This is a genomic window from Escherichia sp. TC-EC600-tetX4 (assembly GCF_019356055.1).
Classification (GTDB): Bacteria; Pseudomonadota; Gammaproteobacteria; order Enterobacterales; family Enterobacteriaceae.
Window position 1 is genome coordinate 3,385,760 of record NZ_CP079924.1, and the last position, 17,453, is coordinate 3,403,212.

15 protein-coding genes and 1 other RNA gene are annotated in these 17,453 nt (G+C 50.6%); 9 read left to right on the top strand and 7 right to left on the bottom strand.

Translation table 11 applies throughout. The features are described 5' to 3' along the window. Window positions 1-27: 27 nt before the first annotated feature. Both mscK and acrR read right to left on the bottom strand, forming a co-directional pair. Window positions 28-3,390 (bottom strand): mechanosensitive channel MscK, encoded by a 3,363-nt coding sequence (gene mscK, locus KXD89_RS16475; protein ID WP_000177732.1) that lies wholly within the window; start codon window positions 3,388-3,390, stop codon window positions 28-30. Window positions 3,391-3,517: 127 nt separating this feature from the next. After that, the gene (gene acrR, locus KXD89_RS16480; RefSeq protein ID WP_000101737.1) at window positions 3,518-4,165 is read right to left on the bottom strand and encodes a multidrug efflux transporter transcriptional repressor AcrR; all 648 of its coding nucleotides are present in this window, start codon (window positions 4,163-4,165) and stop codon (window positions 3,518-3,520) included. A 141-nt stretch (window positions 4,166-4,306) separates the two neighbouring features. Here acrR and acrA point away from each other — a divergent pair, with 141 nt between their 5' ends. The 7 genes from acrA (at window position 4,307) to pdeB (ending at window position 12,859) form a co-directional block, all read left to right on the top strand. Further along, window positions 4,307-5,500 carry a multidrug efflux RND transporter periplasmic adaptor subunit AcrA gene (acrA, locus tag KXD89_RS16485; protein ID WP_001295324.1) on the top strand — a complete coding sequence of 398 codons (1,194 nt, stop codon included), beginning with the start codon at window positions 4,307-4,309 and terminating at the stop codon, window positions 5,498-5,500. A 22-nt stretch (window positions 5,501-5,522) separates the two neighbouring features. Then, complete coding sequence (acrB, locus tag KXD89_RS16490) at window positions 5,523-8,672, top strand: efflux RND transporter permease AcrB (protein ID WP_001132469.1); 3,150 nt, start codon at window positions 5,523-5,525, stop codon at window positions 8,670-8,672. A gap of 545 nt (window positions 8,673-9,217) precedes the next feature. After that, the gene (gene tomB / locus KXD89_RS16495) at window positions 9,218-9,592 is read left to right on the top strand and encodes an Hha toxicity modulator TomB (RefSeq protein ID WP_000344800.1); all 375 of its coding nucleotides are present in this window, start codon (window positions 9,218-9,220) and stop codon (window positions 9,590-9,592) included. A 25-nt stretch (window positions 9,593-9,617) separates the two neighbouring features. Continuing rightward, window positions 9,618-9,836 (top strand): HHA domain-containing protein, encoded by a 219-nt coding sequence (locus tag KXD89_RS16500; RefSeq protein ID WP_001291435.1) that lies wholly within the window; start codon window positions 9,618-9,620, stop codon window positions 9,834-9,836. Window positions 9,837-10,007: 171 nt separating this feature from the next. Beyond that, window positions 10,008-10,559 (top strand): maltose O-acetyltransferase, encoded by a 552-nt coding sequence (gene maa, locus KXD89_RS16505; RefSeq protein ID WP_000102564.1) that lies wholly within the window; start codon window positions 10,008-10,010, stop codon window positions 10,557-10,559. 115 nt (window positions 10,560-10,674) lie between these two features. Next, complete coding sequence (locus KXD89_RS16510) at window positions 10,675-11,145, top strand: YlaC family protein (protein WP_000136192.1); 471 nt, start codon at window positions 10,675-10,677, stop codon at window positions 11,143-11,145. A gap of 163 nt (window positions 11,146-11,308) precedes the next feature. After that, window positions 11,309-12,859, top strand: a complete 1,551-nt coding sequence (pdeB, locus tag KXD89_RS16515) for a cyclic-guanylate-specific phosphodiesterase PdeB (protein WP_001310610.1) — start codon at window positions 11,309-11,311, stop codon at window positions 12,857-12,859. Window positions 12,860-12,900: 41 nt separating this feature from the next. Here pdeB and KXD89_RS16520 read toward each other — a convergent pair whose 3' ends face one another. After that, complete coding sequence (locus tag KXD89_RS16520; protein ID WP_000878140.1) at window positions 12,901-13,254, bottom strand: DUF1428 domain-containing protein; 354 nt, start codon at window positions 13,252-13,254, stop codon at window positions 12,901-12,903. Window positions 13,255-13,373: 119 nt separating this feature from the next. Next, an RNA gene (ffs, locus tag KXD89_RS16525) (signal recognition particle sRNA small type) lies at window positions 13,374-13,470 on the bottom strand. Between the two features lie 162 nt (window positions 13,471-13,632). Here ffs and KXD89_RS16530 point away from each other — a divergent pair. Next, on the top strand, window positions 13,633-13,944 hold the full coding sequence (locus tag KXD89_RS16530) for an MGMT family protein (protein ID WP_000409911.1): 312 nt from the start codon (window positions 13,633-13,635) through the stop codon (window positions 13,942-13,944). 30 nt (window positions 13,945-13,974) lie between these two features. Here KXD89_RS16530 and KXD89_RS16535 read toward each other — a convergent pair whose 3' ends face one another. Further along, window positions 13,975-14,547: a YbaY family lipoprotein gene (locus KXD89_RS16535; protein WP_000779842.1), complete on the bottom strand. Its 573-nt coding sequence runs from the start codon at window positions 14,545-14,547 to the stop codon at window positions 13,975-13,977. A gap of 217 nt (window positions 14,548-14,764) precedes the next feature. Between KXD89_RS16535 and tesB the strand changes: the two genes are divergently transcribed. Then, entirely contained in the window at window positions 14,765-15,625 is an 861-nt protein-coding gene (tesB, locus tag KXD89_RS16540) for an acyl-CoA thioesterase II (RefSeq protein ID WP_000075876.1), read from the top strand. 48 nt (window positions 15,626-15,673) lie between these two features. Here tesB and amtB read toward each other — a convergent pair whose 3' ends face one another. Together amtB and glnK are read right to left on the bottom strand one after the other, a co-directional pair. Next, window positions 15,674-16,960, bottom strand: coding sequence for an ammonium transporter AmtB (gene amtB, locus KXD89_RS16545; RefSeq protein WP_000685029.1), 1,287 nt, complete (start codon window positions 16,958-16,960; stop codon window positions 15,674-15,676). A 29-nt stretch (window positions 16,961-16,989) separates the two neighbouring features. Beyond that, on the bottom strand, window positions 16,990-17,328 hold the full coding sequence (gene glnK, locus KXD89_RS16550) for a P-II family nitrogen regulator (RefSeq protein ID WP_000780338.1): 339 nt from the start codon (window positions 17,326-17,328) through the stop codon (window positions 16,990-16,992). Window positions 17,329-17,453: the final 125 nt, after the last annotated feature.

The window sequence follows — 17,453 nt, forward strand, 5'->3', positions numbered from 1 at the left end:
GCAACTAAATGTTGCCCCCTTTCGTTTTTACCCTACCGCTGGCGTCGGGTCATCGCCTTTGTAGTCGCGTTTTACTTCCGTCACCTCATCGCCCTTCTCGTTGTGCAGATGCACTTCAAGCTGGTTAAAGGCAATGTTGATGTCGTTTTCACGGCACAGCTGATCGATAGTACGGTTCAGCTCATCGACAGTACGACTACGGTCACGCAGTTCACGCACATACAGACGCAGCTCATGATCCAACGTGCTGGCACCAAATGCCGTAAAGAAGACTTCCGGCATTGGTTCGTGCATCACCCTTGGGTGCTCAGTCGCCGCCTTCAGTAACACTTTACGCACTTTTTCCAGATCGGAGCCATAGGCCACGCCGAGACGGATCACCAGACGCGTAGTAGTGTCAGTCAACGACCAGTTGATCAGACGCTCGGTAACAAACGCTTTGTTCGGGATGATCACTTCTTTGCGATCGAAATCGGTAATCGTTGTCGCACGAATACGGATCTTACTTACCGTCCCCGAGAAGCTACCAATGGTTACCGTATCGCCAATACGCACCGGACGTTCGAATAGAATGATCAAACCGGAGACGAAGTTACCGAAAATTTCTTGTAAACCAAAACCAAGACCTACGGATAATGCTGCGGCCAGCCACTGGAGTTTATCCCAAGAGACGCCCAGCGATCCGAACACCGTCATCGCACCAACAGCAATAATGATGTAGTTAAGGATGGTAGTAATGGCATACGACGCGCCCTGGCGCATATTCAGTCGCGAGAGCACCAGCACTTCCAGTAAACCAGGCAGGTTGCGAATCAACGCCCAGGCCACCATTGAGGCGATAATCGCAAACAACAGACTGCCCATGGTGACGTTTTTCACCACCGCAGCGCCAGCTTCAGTGCCGTTGTAATGCCAGAGCGTGATGCTGTCGAGATAGCTGAACACGGTGATCAAATCGGACCAAATTGCCCAGAACATGACACCGAACAGCGCAAACATCAGCAACATGGTAATACGCAGCGTCTGCTGGTTAACTTGCTCCAGTGCAATGGTGGGTTCTTCCGGCGGTTCAGCACCTTCTGCGCCCTCTTTCACCAGATTCTGCCGACGCGCCAGCGCACGACGCCAGGCGATACGCCGCGCCGCTACGCTTAAGCCACGCAGTACCGTCTGGTACAGCAGGTTCCAGATGATCACCAGATAAACGGTTTCAATCCAGCGTCCTGCCAGACGCAGCGTAGTGTAGAAGTAGCCTGTAGCAGTCAGCACCATCAGCGCAATCGGGATTATCGACAGCACGGTAATGGTGACCAGTCGCATGGTGTGCGACTCTTTATCACGCCAGCTTTCGCGGCACATCGGCCATACCAGGAAGGCAATCAGCAGCAGGTTGAAGAAAATCATCGCTTGCCCCAGCACATCATCCATCAGATGCAGCGGGGAAAGTTCTGCCACCACAGACCAGAAATGGATAGGCAGCAATGCGAGACTGATGCGGACAATTTGCCGACGCCAGTGGCTGGTCTGCTGTTCCGGCATGCCGAAGTGACGTACGGCAACGCCGTTTTTCTCCAGTACCTTCCAGCACAGGCCAAACACCAGCCAGAATATCGCCAGTTTTTTGCTGAACGACCATAGCAGTTCGCTGATGTTGAGCTGCATGGTCAACAGAATCAGGCCAACCGCGAGAATAATCAGGCACACCGGCAGCGCACGGATCAGGTCGATAAGGATCGCTTTTGGTGTGTTGAGCTGGCTGTCGTTACGCAGGGAACCCACAGCGGAAGCCAGTTTTTGTTGATACGCTTTCAGCCAGCCCAGACGCCAGTGGATCAGCCCGGCAATCAACAGCAGCGGCAAACCAGCGAGGAAAGCGATAAAAACGGCGGGCCAGGCTTTTTGCCAGTTCACCGTGATTTTCATCGACTTAAATTCATCTTTCAGGCTTTGCGGGAACGCTTTGATCCAGTCCCAGTCCATTGGACGGTTACTGTTCACCCAAAAGATTTGCTGAGTCAGGATGGATTTCAGGTTTTTCGACACACTCATTAACTGCTGCTGGTTGATTTGCAGGTTAATGGCCATCATCAGCTGGTTACCCAACTGTTTGTTGAGTTGATCCAGCAATTCGCGACGCATATCAACCACTTGCAATAACGCATCGTGAACTTCGCTGTTGACTTCGTTGGTGTGACCTTCTTCCAGTTTGTTGACGAACGCATCGCTCTGGAAGAGTGCATCACGCTGCTGGTTAACTTCAAACTGTTCGAGACGCAAATCCGCGATGCGGTTGGTCATGTTTTCCAGTTCATCCGCCGAGGGCAGCGTTTGTTGTTGCTGGTAAAGGATACGAGACAACAGCAGGCTGCCCTTCAGGACGGCAATCTGCTCTTTAATATTGCGTTCCGATTGCAGCGCCCGCTCCAGCCAGTTTTTGACTTTAATGTTTTGCTGCATCAACTGATTACCGTTTTCAGTCGCGGTAATCAGACGCTGACTTAACTGCTGGTTAATTTCCAGTTCCTGCTTCACCAGCGGATTAGCCTGAATACGCGCGGCTTCATCCGGGGAGACGGCTTCCTGCGCCGTTTTTTCGGTTAAAGTCAGGCGCTTGCTGTTTACCGCTTCTTGCAACAGTTGTAACTGGTGCTCCAGACGAGCGCTGTTCGCCGTCACGTAATCACGTTGCTTTTGCAAGGTATCCTGCAAGACGGTGTTCCCTTCCAGGCTTTTACGCTGCTGGTCAATCTCCGCATTCAGCAACGCCTGCTGGGCCTGCATTAACACTTTCTGGCTGGGACGTAAGGCTGTCTCGCCGACATCAGTCCCATCCAGACGACTGCGAATTTGTTGCAGCTGCTGCGAAGCGTTATACATCGCATTTTGCACGCGTTCGGGCTGCGTCTGTAACGAAACCAGCTGGCTGTTATAAGACGCCAGATCGTTTTGTGCGTTTTGCAAATCGTCCAGCGCCTGGGCAACGCGAGTTTCCAGCTGGCGCAACGACAGCGTGCTCAGAATTTTGCGCGTTTCTTCGTCGTTATCGACATCGCTAAGTGCTGTTAACGCCGCGGTCGCCTGGCGCATTTTTTCCGGCGCTTCAGCGACTTTTTGCCGTAGCTGAACTGTCTCTTCTTTTATGCGATCGATTTTATCGAGGGTGGCTAATGTATCTGTCAGATCCTGCTGCACCAGTTTGTCCTGAGCAGAAAGATCTTTTTGTTTATTTAGTGAGTCAAGTTGCGCCTGCAGGTCCGCTTTTGTCGGCAGATCACCATTCGATGACGCCCGCGCAAACGCCGTGTTCTGGCATAACAAGACAAAAACAAAAGCAATAAATGCTGAAAAAACAAAATGCCGTGATCGTTTGTAATACTGGAACATAGTCATGATGAATGAAGGTTTCTGAACCTGAAGAACGACCTGAAAAAGTCAAACCGCAAGAATATCACGACGCAGTGAACCAGAATAGCAACGACGAAAATGTCCAGGAAAAATCCTGGAGTCAGATTCAGGGTTATTCGTTAGTGGCAGGATTACGAAGCGTGGGGCACAGGAGATACATCTCCAGTAAGATGGCAACGTAATCGCGGGCTTCTTTTTTAAGATCAAAAGATTGCGGGGCAAAGAGCCAGTTTTCCATCAGGCCGGAAATATAGCCGCGCATAATAATTGCTGCGCGACGCGTCATTAAATCCGCAGGCAACATTTTCGCTTCAATACAATGTTTTAACGTTTGTTCTATACGGTCATAACTTTCCAGACAGAGATTACGTTGTGCCTGTTGCACAACAGCCATTTCTCCGACAAATTCGCATTTGTGGAATATAATCTCCATCAATAATCGACGCCGTTCTTCTGTCACCGTGGATTCAAGAACATGAATTAATATCTCTCTTAATACTGAGAGTGGATCGCCAGGGAATTTTGCCTGATACTCAAGCTCTAGTTCACCAATATTGGATTCTGACAGTTCCCAGATCTCACTGAACAAATCCGACTTGTCTTTAAAATGCCAGTAGATTGCACCGCGCGTAACGCCAGCTGCTTTTGCAATCTCGCCCAGCGAGGTGGATGATACCCCCTGCTGTGAGAAAAGACGTAGAGCCACATCGAGGATGTGTTGGCGCGTTTCTTGCGCTTCTTGTTTGGTTTTTCGTGCCATATGTTCGTGAATTTACAGGCGTTAGATTTACATACATTTGTGAATGTATGTACCATAGCACGACGATAATATAAACGCAGCAATGGGTTTATTAACTTTTGACCATTGACCAATTTGAAATCGGACACTCGAGGTTTACATATGAACAAAAACAGAGGGTTTACGCCTCTGGCGGTCGTTCTGATGCTCTCAGGCAGCTTAGCCCTAACAGGATGTGACGACAAACAGGCCCAACAAGGTGGCCAGCAGATGCCCGCCGTTGGCGTAGTAACAGTCAAAACTGAACCTCTGCAGATCACAACCGAGCTTCCGGGTCGCACCAGTGCCTACCGGATCGCAGAAGTTCGTCCTCAAGTTAGCGGGATTATCCTGAAGCGTAATTTCAAAGAAGGTAGCGACATCGAAGCAGGTGTCTCTCTCTATCAGATTGATCCTGCGACCTATCAGGCGACATACGACAGTGCGAAAGGTGATCTGGCGAAAGCCCAGGCTGCAGCCAATATCGCGCAATTGACGGTGAATCGTTATCAGAAACTGCTCGGTACTCAGTACATCAGTAAGCAAGAGTACGATCAGGCTCTGGCTGATGCGCAACAGGCGAATGCTGCGGTAACTGCGGCGAAAGCTGCCGTTGAAACTGCGCGGATCAATCTGGCTTACACCAAAGTCACCTCTCCGATTAGCGGTCGCATTGGTAAGTCGAACGTGACGGAAGGCGCATTGGTACAGAACGGTCAGGCGACTGCGCTGGCAACCGTGCAGCAACTTGATCCGATCTACGTTGATGTGACCCAGTCCAGCAACGACTTCCTGCGCCTGAAACAGGAACTGGCGAATGGCACGCTGAAACAAGAGAACGGCAAAGCCAAAGTGTCACTGATCACCAGTGACGGCATTAAGTTCCCGCAGGACGGTACGCTGGAATTCTCTGACGTTACCGTTGATCAGACCACTGGGTCTATCACCCTACGCGCTATCTTCCCGAACCCGGATCACACTCTGCTGCCGGGTATGTTCGTGCGCGCACGTCTGGAAGAAGGGCTTAATCCAAACGCTATTTTAGTCCCGCAACAGGGCGTAACCCGTACGCCGCGTGGCGATGCCACCGTACTGGTAGTTGGCGCGGATGACAAAGTGGAAACCCGTCCGATCGTTGCAAGCCAGGCTATTGGCGATAAGTGGCTGGTGACAGAAGGTCTGAAAGCAGGCGATCGCGTAGTAATAAGTGGGCTGCAGAAAGTGCGTCCTGGTGTCCAGGTAAAAGCACAAGAAGTTACCGCTGATAATAACCAGCAAGCCGCAAGCGGTGCTCAGCCTGAACAGTCCAAGTCTTAACTTAAACAGGAGCCGTTAAGACATGCCTAATTTCTTTATCGATCGCCCGATTTTTGCGTGGGTGATCGCCATTATCATCATGTTGGCAGGGGGGCTGGCGATCCTCAAACTGCCGGTGGCGCAATATCCTACGATTGCACCGCCGGCAGTAACGATCTCCGCCTCCTACCCCGGCGCTGATGCGAAAACAGTGCAGGACACGGTGACACAGGTTATCGAACAGAATATGAACGGTATCGATAACCTGATGTACATGTCCTCTAACAGTGACTCCACGGGTACCGTGCAGATCACCCTGACCTTTGAGTCTGGTACTGATGCGGATATCGCGCAGGTTCAGGTGCAGAACAAACTGCAGCTGGCGATGCCGTTGCTGCCGCAAGAAGTTCAGCAGCAAGGGGTGAGCGTTGAGAAATCATCCAGCAGCTTCCTGATGGTTGTCGGCGTTATCAACACCGATGGCACCATGACGCAGGAGGATATCTCCGACTACGTGGCGGCGAATATGAAAGATGCCATCAGCCGTACGTCGGGCGTGGGTGATGTTCAGTTGTTCGGTTCACAGTACGCGATGCGTATCTGGATGAACCCGAATGAGCTGAACAAATTCCAGCTAACGCCGGTTGATGTCATTACCGCCATCAAAGCGCAGAACGCCCAGGTTGCGGCGGGTCAGCTCGGTGGTACGCCGCCGGTGAAAGGCCAACAGCTTAACGCCTCTATTATTGCTCAGACGCGTCTGACCTCTACTGAAGAGTTCGGCAAAATCCTGCTGAAAGTGAATCAGGATGGTTCCCGCGTGCTGCTGCGTGACGTCGCGAAGATTGAGCTGGGTGGTGAGAACTACGACATCATCGCAGAGTTTAACGGCCAACCGGCTTCCGGTCTGGGGATCAAGCTGGCGACCGGTGCAAACGCGCTGGATACCGCTGCGGCAATCCGTGCTGAACTGGCGAAGATGGAACCGTTCTTCCCGTCGGGTCTGAAAATTGTTTACCCATACGACACCACGCCGTTCGTGAAAATCTCTATTCACGAAGTGGTTAAAACGCTGGTCGAAGCGATCATCCTCGTGTTCCTGGTTATGTATCTGTTCCTGCAGAACTTCCGCGCGACGTTGATTCCGACCATTGCCGTACCGGTGGTATTGCTCGGGACCTTTGCCGTCCTTGCCGCCTTTGGCTTCTCGATAAACACGCTAACAATGTTCGGGATGGTGCTCGCCATCGGCCTGTTGGTGGATGACGCCATCGTTGTGGTAGAAAACGTTGAGCGTGTTATGGCGGAAGAAGGTTTGCCGCCAAAAGAAGCTACCCGTAAGTCGATGGGGCAGATTCAGGGCGCTCTGGTCGGTATCGCGATGGTACTGTCGGCGGTATTCGTACCGATGGCCTTCTTTGGCGGTTCTACTGGTGCTATCTATCGTCAGTTCTCTATTACCATTGTTTCAGCAATGGCGCTGTCGGTACTGGTGGCGTTGATCCTGACTCCAGCTCTTTGTGCCACCATGCTGAAACCGATTGCCAAAGGCGATCACGGGGAAGGTAAAAAAGGCTTCTTCGGCTGGTTTAACCGCATGTTCGAGAAGAGCACGCACCACTACACCGACAGCGTAGGCGGTATTCTGCGCAGTACGGGGCGTTACCTGGTGCTGTATCTGATCATCGTGGTCGGCATGGCCTATCTGTTCGTGCGTCTGCCAAGCTCCTTCTTGCCAGATGAGGACCAGGGCGTGTTTATGACCATGGTTCAGCTGCCAGCAGGTGCAACGCAGGAACGTACACAGAAAGTGCTCAATGAGGTAACGCATTACTATCTGACCAAAGAAAAGAACAACGTTGAGTCGGTGTTCGCCGTTAACGGCTTCGGCTTTGCGGGACGTGGTCAGAATACCGGTATTGCGTTCGTTTCCTTGAAGGACTGGGCCGATCGTCCGGGCGAAGAAAACAAAGTTGAAGCGATTACCATGCGTGCAACACGCGCTTTCTCGCAAATCAAAGATGCGATGGTTTTCGCCTTTAACCTGCCCGCAATCGTGGAACTGGGTACTGCAACCGGCTTTGACTTTGAGCTGATTGACCAGGCTGGCCTTGGTCACGAAAAACTGACTCAGGCGCGTAACCAGTTGCTTGCAGAAGCAGCGAAGCACCCTGATATGTTGACCAGCGTACGTCCAAACGGTCTGGAAGATACCCCGCAGTTTAAGATTGATATCGACCAGGAAAAAGCGCAGGCGCTGGGTGTTTCTATCAACGACATTAACACCACTCTGGGCGCTGCATGGGGCGGCAGCTATGTGAACGACTTTATCGACCGCGGTCGTGTGAAGAAAGTTTATGTCATGTCAGAAGCGAAATACCGTATGCTGCCGGATGATATCGGCGACTGGTATGTTCGTGCTGCTGATGGTCAGATGGTGCCATTCTCGGCGTTCTCCTCTTCTCGTTGGGAGTACGGTTCGCCGCGTCTGGAACGTTACAACGGCCTGCCATCCATGGAAATCTTAGGCCAGGCGGCACCGGGTAAAAGTACCGGTGAAGCAATGGAGCTGATGGAACAACTGGCGAGCAAACTGCCTACCGGTGTTGGCTATGACTGGACGGGGATGTCCTATCAGGAACGTCTCTCCGGCAACCAGGCACCTTCACTGTACGCGATTTCGTTGATTGTCGTGTTCCTGTGTCTGGCGGCGCTGTACGAGAGCTGGTCGATTCCGTTCTCCGTTATGCTGGTCGTTCCGCTGGGGGTTATCGGTGCGTTGCTGGCTGCCACCTTCCGTGGCCTGACCAATGACGTTTACTTCCAGGTAGGCCTGCTCACAACCATTGGGTTGTCGGCGAAGAACGCGATCCTTATCGTCGAATTCGCCAAAGACTTGATGGATAAAGAAGGTAAAGGTCTGATTGAAGCGACGCTTGATGCGGTGCGGATGCGTTTACGTCCGATCCTGATGACCTCGCTGGCGTTTATCCTCGGCGTTATGCCGCTGGTTATCAGTACTGGTGCTGGTTCCGGCGCGCAGAACGCAGTAGGTACCGGTGTAATGGGCGGGATGGTGACCGCAACGGTACTGGCAATCTTCTTCGTTCCGGTATTCTTTGTGGTGGTTCGCCGCCGCTTTAGCCGCAAGAATGAAGATATCGAGCACAGCCATACTGTCGATCATCATTGATACAACGTGTAATCACTAAGGCCGCGTAAGCGGCCTTTTTTATGCATAACCTACGAACATTAAGGAGTAATTGAACCACCAACTCAGGATCTCATACGAAAACCAGTATTAACCACGGATAAAATTCATAAAAAATACTGATTGTTAGTTAATTTATATTAAGTAGCGCTAATAGATTTAATAATCCATAATCATTTAGAGGCTATTCTTAATTATTTGCGGTAATTCTTTATTCATTCCTCGGTTATTACGTCATATTCAGAGCAATCCTGGTATTAGTGTCACCAATTTCATCTGGCGATAATCCTGAAATGTTATGAATAGTTCGAGCAAACTGCTTTTACCTGCTGCGGGTTAGTGCTAGTATGAAAAAGTGAGTCCTGTCCCGCTTCCTTCCTAATTGTAATTTTTCGTAATAATGCGATGAAAACCTGCAAAGAGTGGCTTATAGTTAAGCTAACAAACGAGAGGGCAAGTCCAGGTCAGTAAGTTTTTTCCATCCCGAAAGGTGTCCGTTAGTTCAACCGCTAAGAAGGGGACGCGTTATGGATGAATACTCACCCAAAAGACATGATATCGCACAGCTTAAGTTTCTCTGTGAAACCCTGTATCATGACTGCCTTGCAAACCTTGAAGAAAGCAATCATGGCTGGGTAAACGACCCAACCTCGGCGATCAACCTCCAGTTGAATGAACTGATTGAGCATATTGCGACCTTCGCACTTAATTACAAAATTAAGTATAATGAAGACAATAAGCTCATTGAGCAGATCGACGAATATCTGGATGACACCTTTATGTTGTTCAGTAGTTATGGTATTAATATGCAGGATCTTCAGAAATGGCGGAAGTCAGGTAATCGACTATTCCGTTGTTTTGTCAATGCGACGAAAGAGAATCCTGCGAGTTTATCTTGTTAGAATTATTACAACCATAGGTAGAAGTATGTCCGAAAAACCTTTAACGAAAACCGATTATTTAATGCGTTTACGTCGTTGCCAGACAATTGACACGCTGGAGCGTGTTATCGAGAAAAATAAATACGAATTATCAGATAATGAACTGGCGGTATTTTACTCAGCCGCAGATCACCGCCTCGCCGAATTGACCATGAATAAACTGTACGACAAGATCCCTTCCTCAGTATGGAAATTTATTCGCTAATAAATAATTCGCTTTCGGAGCTATAACCGGCTGTTTATTAAGAATTTTATACTTTTTCGCCATGAAGACATACCCTATGTGATCTTTATCACACAGATGTAATGGGAACGTTCTCTTCACTGACTTTTCGTCTTACTGTGTTGCCGCATTTTCAGCAACCGGAGGTCAGTAATGAGCACAGAAAAAGAAAAGATGATTGCTGGTGAGTTGTATCGCTCGGCAGATGAGACGTTATCTCGCGATCGCCTGCGCGCTCGTCAGCTTATTCACCGATACAATCATTCCCTGGCGGAAGAGCACACATTACGCCAGCAAATTCTCGCTGATCTATTCGGTCAGGTGACAGAGGCTTATATTGAGCCAACGTTTCGCTGTGACTATGGCTATAACATTTTTCTCGGTAATAATTTTTTCGCCAACTTCGATTGCGTGATGCTTGATGTCTGCCCTATTCGCATCGGTGATAACTGTATGTTGGCACCAGGCGTTCATATCTACACGGCAACACATCCCATCGACCCTGTAGCACGTAATAGCGGTGCTGAACTGGGGAAACCCGTCACCATCGGTAATAACGTCTGGATTGGCGGACGCGCGGTCATTAACCCTGGTGTGACCATTGGTGATAACGTCGTGGTAGCCTCAGGTGCAGTTGTCACAAAAGATGTCCCGGACAACGTTGTCGTGGGCGGTAATCCAGCCAGAATAATTAAAAAATTGTAATCGGTTTTTCGCAACTGTTATGCAAAATTGTGGTAGATCTGTTACTTCCCCTCTACTATTCCCACGTTAAAATAGGGTGTTCCCTGGAAAGTTGCAGATACCACGAAGGCAAACGATGACCGAAATACAACGCCTGCTGACCGAAACGATTGAGTCTCTGAATACCCGCGAAAAACGCGACAACAAACCCCGCTTTAGTATCAGTTTTATCCGTAAACATCCGGGGCTGTTTATCGGTATGTACGTTGCTTTTTTTGCCACCCTGGCGGTGATGTTGCAGTCCGAAACGCTGTCAGGCTCTGTCTGGCTACTGGTTGTATTATTTATCCTGCTTAATGGTTTCTTCTTTTTCGATGTCTACCCACGCTACCGCTATGAAGATATCGACGTGCTGGATTTCCGCGTTTGCTATAACGGCGAATGGTACAACACGCGCTTTGTACCTGCCGCGCTGGTTGAAGCCATCTTGAACTCTCCGCGTGTCGCGGATGTTCATAAGGAACAACTGCAAAAAATGATCGTCCGTAAAGGTGAACTGTCTTTTTACGATATTTTTACCCTCGCTCGCGCCGAATCAACATCTTAAGTTAGGGTTACATACCAGGCGTAAAGCTCTGCGCCTGGTCAAATGACAATGATCGTTTCCACCCATCACTTCATGAAATACCAGCTCTACCTCCTTATCTCCAGCCAGCCTTTTTCCACAATCAGATATACTTTCCCTACACTGTGTTAATAAGGATATGCTGGTGAGAACACGACATCTGGTCGGCCTTATTTCGGGAGTACTGATTCTTTCAGTATTGCTGCCTGTCGGCTTAAGCATCTGGCTGGCCCATCAGCAGGTAGAAACATCGTTTATTGAAGAGCTGGATACCTATTCCTCCCGCGTCGCTATTCGAGCCAATAAGGTGGCGACACAAGGGAAAGATGCGCTGCAGGAGCTGGAAAGATGGCAAGGCGCTGCCTGTAGCGAAGCCCATCTCATGGAAATGCGTCGGGTATCTTACAGTTATCGCTATATTCAGGAAGTGGCTTATATCGATAACAACGTTCCCCAGTGTTCGTCTCTGGAGCATGAAAGTCCGCCCGATACCTTCCCCGAGCCAGGTAAAATTTCGAAAGATGGTTATCGTGTCTGGTTAACATCGCATAACGATTTAGGCATTATCCGTTACATGGTCGCCATGGGAACGGCACATTATGTCGTCATGATCGACCCCGCTTCCTTTATTGATGTCATTCCCTATAGCTCATGGCAAATTGATGCCGCCATTATTGGCAATGCCCATAACGTTGTCATAACCAGCAGCGATGAAATTGCTCAGGGAATTATTACCAGGCTACAAAAAACACCCGGTGAGCATATCGAAAATAATGGAATCATTTACGATATCCTGCCCTTACCGGAGATGAATATTTCGATCATCACATGGGCTTCAACGAAAATGTTGCAGAAAGGCTGGCATCGGCAAGTCTTTATTTGGTTACCGCTCGGGTTGGTGATTGGCCTGCTGGCAGCGATGTTTGTGCTGCGTATTTTGCGCCGTATTCAGTCACCGCATCATCGGCTGCAGGATGCTATCGAAAATCGTGATATTTGCGTGCACTATCAGCCGATTGTCTCCTTAGCCAATGGCAAAATTGTCGGTGCTGAGGCACTGGCGCGCTGGCCGCAGACAGACGGTAGTTGGTTGTCACCAGATAGTTTTATTCCGCTGGCACAGCAAACGGGCCTTTCTGAGCCATTGACGCTACTGATTATAAGAAGCGTCTTTGAAGATATGGGCGACTGGCTGCGTCAGCATCCACAGCAGCATATTTCGATCAATCTTGAATCCCCCGTGCTCACCTCGGAAAAAATCCCGCAATTGCTGCGTGACATGATCAATCACTATCAGGTTAATCCCAGACAGATCGCGCTTGAACTCACTGAACGCGAGTTTGCCGATCCGAAAACCAGCGCCCCGATAATTTCTCGCTACCGGGAGGCGGGCCATGAAATTTATCTTGATGATTTTGGTACGGGGTATTCAAGTTTAAGTTATTTACAGGATCTGGATGTCGACATTCTGAAGATCGATAAATCTTTCGTTGATGCGCTGGAATATAAAAATGTCACGCCGCATATCATCGAAATGGCAAAAACACTGAAACTGAAAATGGTAGCGGAGGGAATCGAAACCAGTAAACAAGAAGAGTGGTTACGCCAGCATGGCGTGCACTACGGTCAGGGCTGGCTCTACAGCAAGGCATTACCGAAAGAAGATTTCTTACGCTGGGCCGAGCAACATTTGTGAATTTTTGGGCTGACGGCACGCCGCACAGCCCGTCACGCTACCTATTCGTCGATGATTGACTCGAATCCGCCATAGATCATTCGCTTGCCGTCAAACGGCATGGACTCGCCGAACTCTTTCATCCGTGGGTCCGACATCATCTTTTGATTAGCAGCGTCGCGGACCTCTTTTGAAGGGTATTCAATCCAGCTAAAGACAACCTCTTCATTCTCTTCCGCTTTCACCGCCATACGAAAATCGGTCACTTTGCCATCCGGTACATCGCTGGCCCAGCATTCGACAATACGAAGCGCGCCAAACTCTTTAAACAATGGCGCAGCCTTAGCGGCCATTTCCCGATAGGCATCCTTTTTATCGGCAGGAACGGCAACCACAAAACCATCAACATACTTCATCAGACATACCTCCGAAGCGTACTGCGCAGCCAGACAATTCTTGCGACGTCAGTTGTGGTTAAAGTTTAGCCATGTTGGGATTTTTTGACGAAACGGTGGGAGGCAGAAATGGGTGGGGGCCCTGCCAGCTACATCCCGGCACACGCGTCATCTGCCTTGGCTGCTTCCTTCCGGACCTGACCTGGTAAACAGAGTAGCGTTGCGGGAGAACCAACAGAGCCCCCATTGAGAGCGTTGAGAACCAACGCGCAGGCGCATTATCACTGCTGCCCCGGCTAATTGCAACCCATCGCGTGCCAGATGCTGGTTTCTTGCGCAATGCGACTTCACTCGGGCGTTTTTCCAGATTATGCTGAAAAATTACCTCAGGAAGAAAAGATGGAAAAAGAAGATTCATTTCCCCAACGCGTCTGGCAAATCGTCGCCGCTATTCCCGAAGGCTATGTCACCACTTACGGTGATGTGGCGAAACTGGCGGGATCGCCCCGCGCCGCGCGCCAGGTGGGCGGTGTGTTAAAGCGTCTCCCTGAAGGCAGCACCTTACCCTGGCACCGGGTGGTTAATCGCCACGGCACAATTTCGCTAACCGGACCGGATTTACAGCGTCAGCGACAGGCATTACTGGCAGAAGGTGTGATGGTATCGGGAAGCGGGCAAATCGACTTGCAGCGTTATCGCTGGAACTACTAACCCTCTCCGGGCGGAGAGGGTTAACGTCGCTTAATATTGCGTAGGAGCTGGAACTGCCGAAGACGGATTCACCTGAGTTGGTGAAGTCGAAGGTACGGTAGTCGTTGCGCCACCGCTGGCCTGAACCGGCACGGCGGTTTGCTGTACCGGCACCAATGTCAGGTCGGCTTTAGTTCCGCCCTGGTTGATCACCGGCTGAACGGTATCGGTGATAAATACCAGTTTGTCATTCACGGTAATCGCCGCACTCAACAGAATACGCGCGTTCGGCTGAACATCTGCCGGGTTAAATGACAGAACAAAGCTGAATGGTGACTGTTTACCTTCAGTACGCACCGCTTTCTGCGCCAGCACTTTTGACGGTGCATCGGCTAACGACGCGTCAGAAAGTGTCACGGTCAGCACAGCATCAGGCGGCAGTGCGACTTTCTGACGGATCCAGACGGTACCGGAGACATTCGGTTGCTGGATAGCTGGTTGTTGTGTTGCTGAAATAGACGTATTTGCAGCCGGTGCTGGCGTCTGAATATCCGCGCTTTTATCTGCGCAAGCCGCCAACGCAATCGCAACCGCTAAACCACTGGCCATGTGCACGAGTTTCATTCATTTCTCCTTATTATCAATGCACCAGCGGGCTAACTTTCCTCGCCGGAAGAGTGGTTAACAAAATAGTAACGTCAACAAGTGTGGCACACATCACGCATTTCTGCCTGTAATTAGCCCGTAATTCAGACCATTGCACCCATCGGACCAGTAGCAAATTTGCGTTATACTCAACTCACTTTGGCTTGCTGCGGCAGCTTTGTTACTGGAGAGTTATATGAGTCAGGCGCTAAAAAATTTACTGACATTGTTAAATCTGGAAAAAATTGAGGAAGGACTCTTTCGCGGCCAGAGTGAAGATTTAGGTTTACGCCAGGTGTTTGGCGGCCAGGTCGTGGGTCAGGCCTTGTATGCTGCAAAAGAGACCGTCCCTGAAGAGCGGCTGGTACATTCGTTTCACAGCTACTTTCTTCGCCCTGGCGATAGTAAGAAGCCGATTATTTATGATGTCGAAACGCTGCGTGACGGTAACAGCTTCAGCGCCCGCCGGGTTGCTGCTATTCAAAACGGCAAACCGATTTTTTATATGACTGCCTCTTTCCAGGCACCAGAAGCGGGTTTCGAACATCAAAAAACAATGCCGTCCGCGCCAGCGCCTGATGGCCTCCCTTCGGAAACGCAAATCGCCCAATCGCTGGCGCACCTGCTGCCGCCAGTGCTGAAAGATAAATTCATCTGCGATCGTCCGCTGGAAGTCCGTCCGGTGGAGTTTCATAACCCACTGAAAGGTCACGTCGCAGAACCACATCGTCAGGTGTGGATCCGCGCAAATGGTAGCGTGCCGGATGACCTGCGCGTTCATCAGTATCTGCTCGGTTACGCTTCTGATCTTAACTTCCTGCCGGTAGCTCTACAGCCGCACGGCATCGGTTTTCTCGAACCGGGGATTCAGATTGCCACCATTGACCATTCCATGTGGTTCCATCGCCCGTTTAATTTGAATGAATGGCTGCTGTATAGCGTGGAGAGCACCTCGGCGTCCAGCGCACGTGGCTTTGTGCGCGGTGAGTTTTATACCCAAGACGGCGTACTGGTTGCCTCGACCGTTCAGGAAGGGGTGATGCGTAATCACAATTAAAAAAATAGCCGGAGGTGAAAACCGTCCGGCTGTTTTTTGCAGTGCTTGTTACGCGTTATAGGCATTCTCGCCGTGGCTGTTGACATCCAGCCCTTCTCGCTCCTGCTCTTCCGGTACACGCAGACCAACCGTCAGATCCGCCAATTTGTAGCCGATAAATGCCACAACACCGGACCAGACGATCGTAATGGCGATGCTTTCCAGCTGTACCAGCAACTGATGGCCCATCGTCACACCTTCAGCGAAGCCCACGCCGCCCAGCGAGCTGGCGGCAAAAATCCCGGTCATGATACAGCCGACAATGCCACAAACGCCGTGCACACCGAAGACATCGCAGGGATCATCCACCCGCAGCAAGCGTTTGAGCATGGTAACGCCCCACAAGCCCGCCAGACCAGCTACCACGCCGATAATCAACGCGCCGCCAACCCCAATGTAGCCGCAGGCTGGCGTCACGCCGACCAGACCGGCAATCGCGCCAGAACACGCCCCCAGCAGTGAAGGCTTACCACGCAGCGCCCATTCACCGAAGATCCAGCCAAGAATTGCCGCCGCCGTTGCGACCACAGTATTCACAAATGCCAGTGCCGCGATTTCATTCGCCGTGCCCGCTGACCCGGCGTTAAAGCCAAACCAACCGATATAGAGAATGGCAGTCCCGGTGAAGACCATCGGCAGGTTGTGCGGTTTAAACGCCTCTTTACCGAAGCCCACGCGTTTTCCTATCAGATACGCGCCCACCAGACCGGCGATTGCGGCGTTAATGTGCACCACGGTGCCACCCGCGAAATCCAGCGCACCGTGAGAAGCCAGCAAACCACCGCCCCACACCATATGCGCAATCGGAATGTAAGAGAGCGTCAGCCATACCACCACGAAAATCAACACAGCTGAGAAGCGGATTCGTTCCGCCAGCGCCCCAACTATCAAGCCGACGGTAATGCAGGCAAACGATCCCTGAAACGCCACGTGGATATACTGATAAATGCTGCCCATCACCGCCGTCAGTTCGATGTTTTTCAGCATCAACCAGTTAATGTTGCCGAAGAAGTTGTTGCCCTCACCAAACGCCAGCGAGTAACCGTAAACCACCCAGAGAATACAGACCAGTGCAAATGTCACCGTCACCTGCGTCAGCATCGACAGCACGTTTTTGCCGCGAATCAACCCACCGTAAAACAGGGCAATCCCCGGAATAGTCATAAACAGCACCAGCGCAGTACAAATCATCATAAACGCATTGTCGGCTTTATCGGCCACCGCAGGTGCAGCCATTACCAGTCCCGGAAGCATCGCCAGTGAAGCAAGCCCAGTTTTTATCGTCGCTATCTTCATTTTTCGTTCCTGTTGCTGTGTGCCAGAGATTACAGCGCCGCTTCGTCGGCTTCGCCGGTACGAATACGAATGACGCGTTGCAATTCAGCGACGAAGATTTTGCCGTCGCCAATTTTCCCGGTGTAAGCCGCCTTACTGACGATATCGATCACTTCATCGAGTTGGTCATCAGCAATCGCCACATCAATTTTTACTTTTGGCAGGAAATTGACGCTGTATTCCGCCCCCCGGTACAGCTCGGCATGCCCTTTCTGACGCCCGAAACCTTTCACTTCGGTGACGGTCAGGCCCTGAATACCAATGGAAGATAACGCTTCACGAACGTCTTCCAGCTTGAATGGTTTGATTATCACGGTCACCAGCTTCATAGATCCCCTCCGGTCAGAATTCGGTAATGGTTCTGCTACACGAAGAAGGTATTGCAAGCGGTGTGCCAGAAATGAAAAACGAGAAAGAGAGCAGGAAGTTAAGAAGTTTGAAAATGAAAACGCAC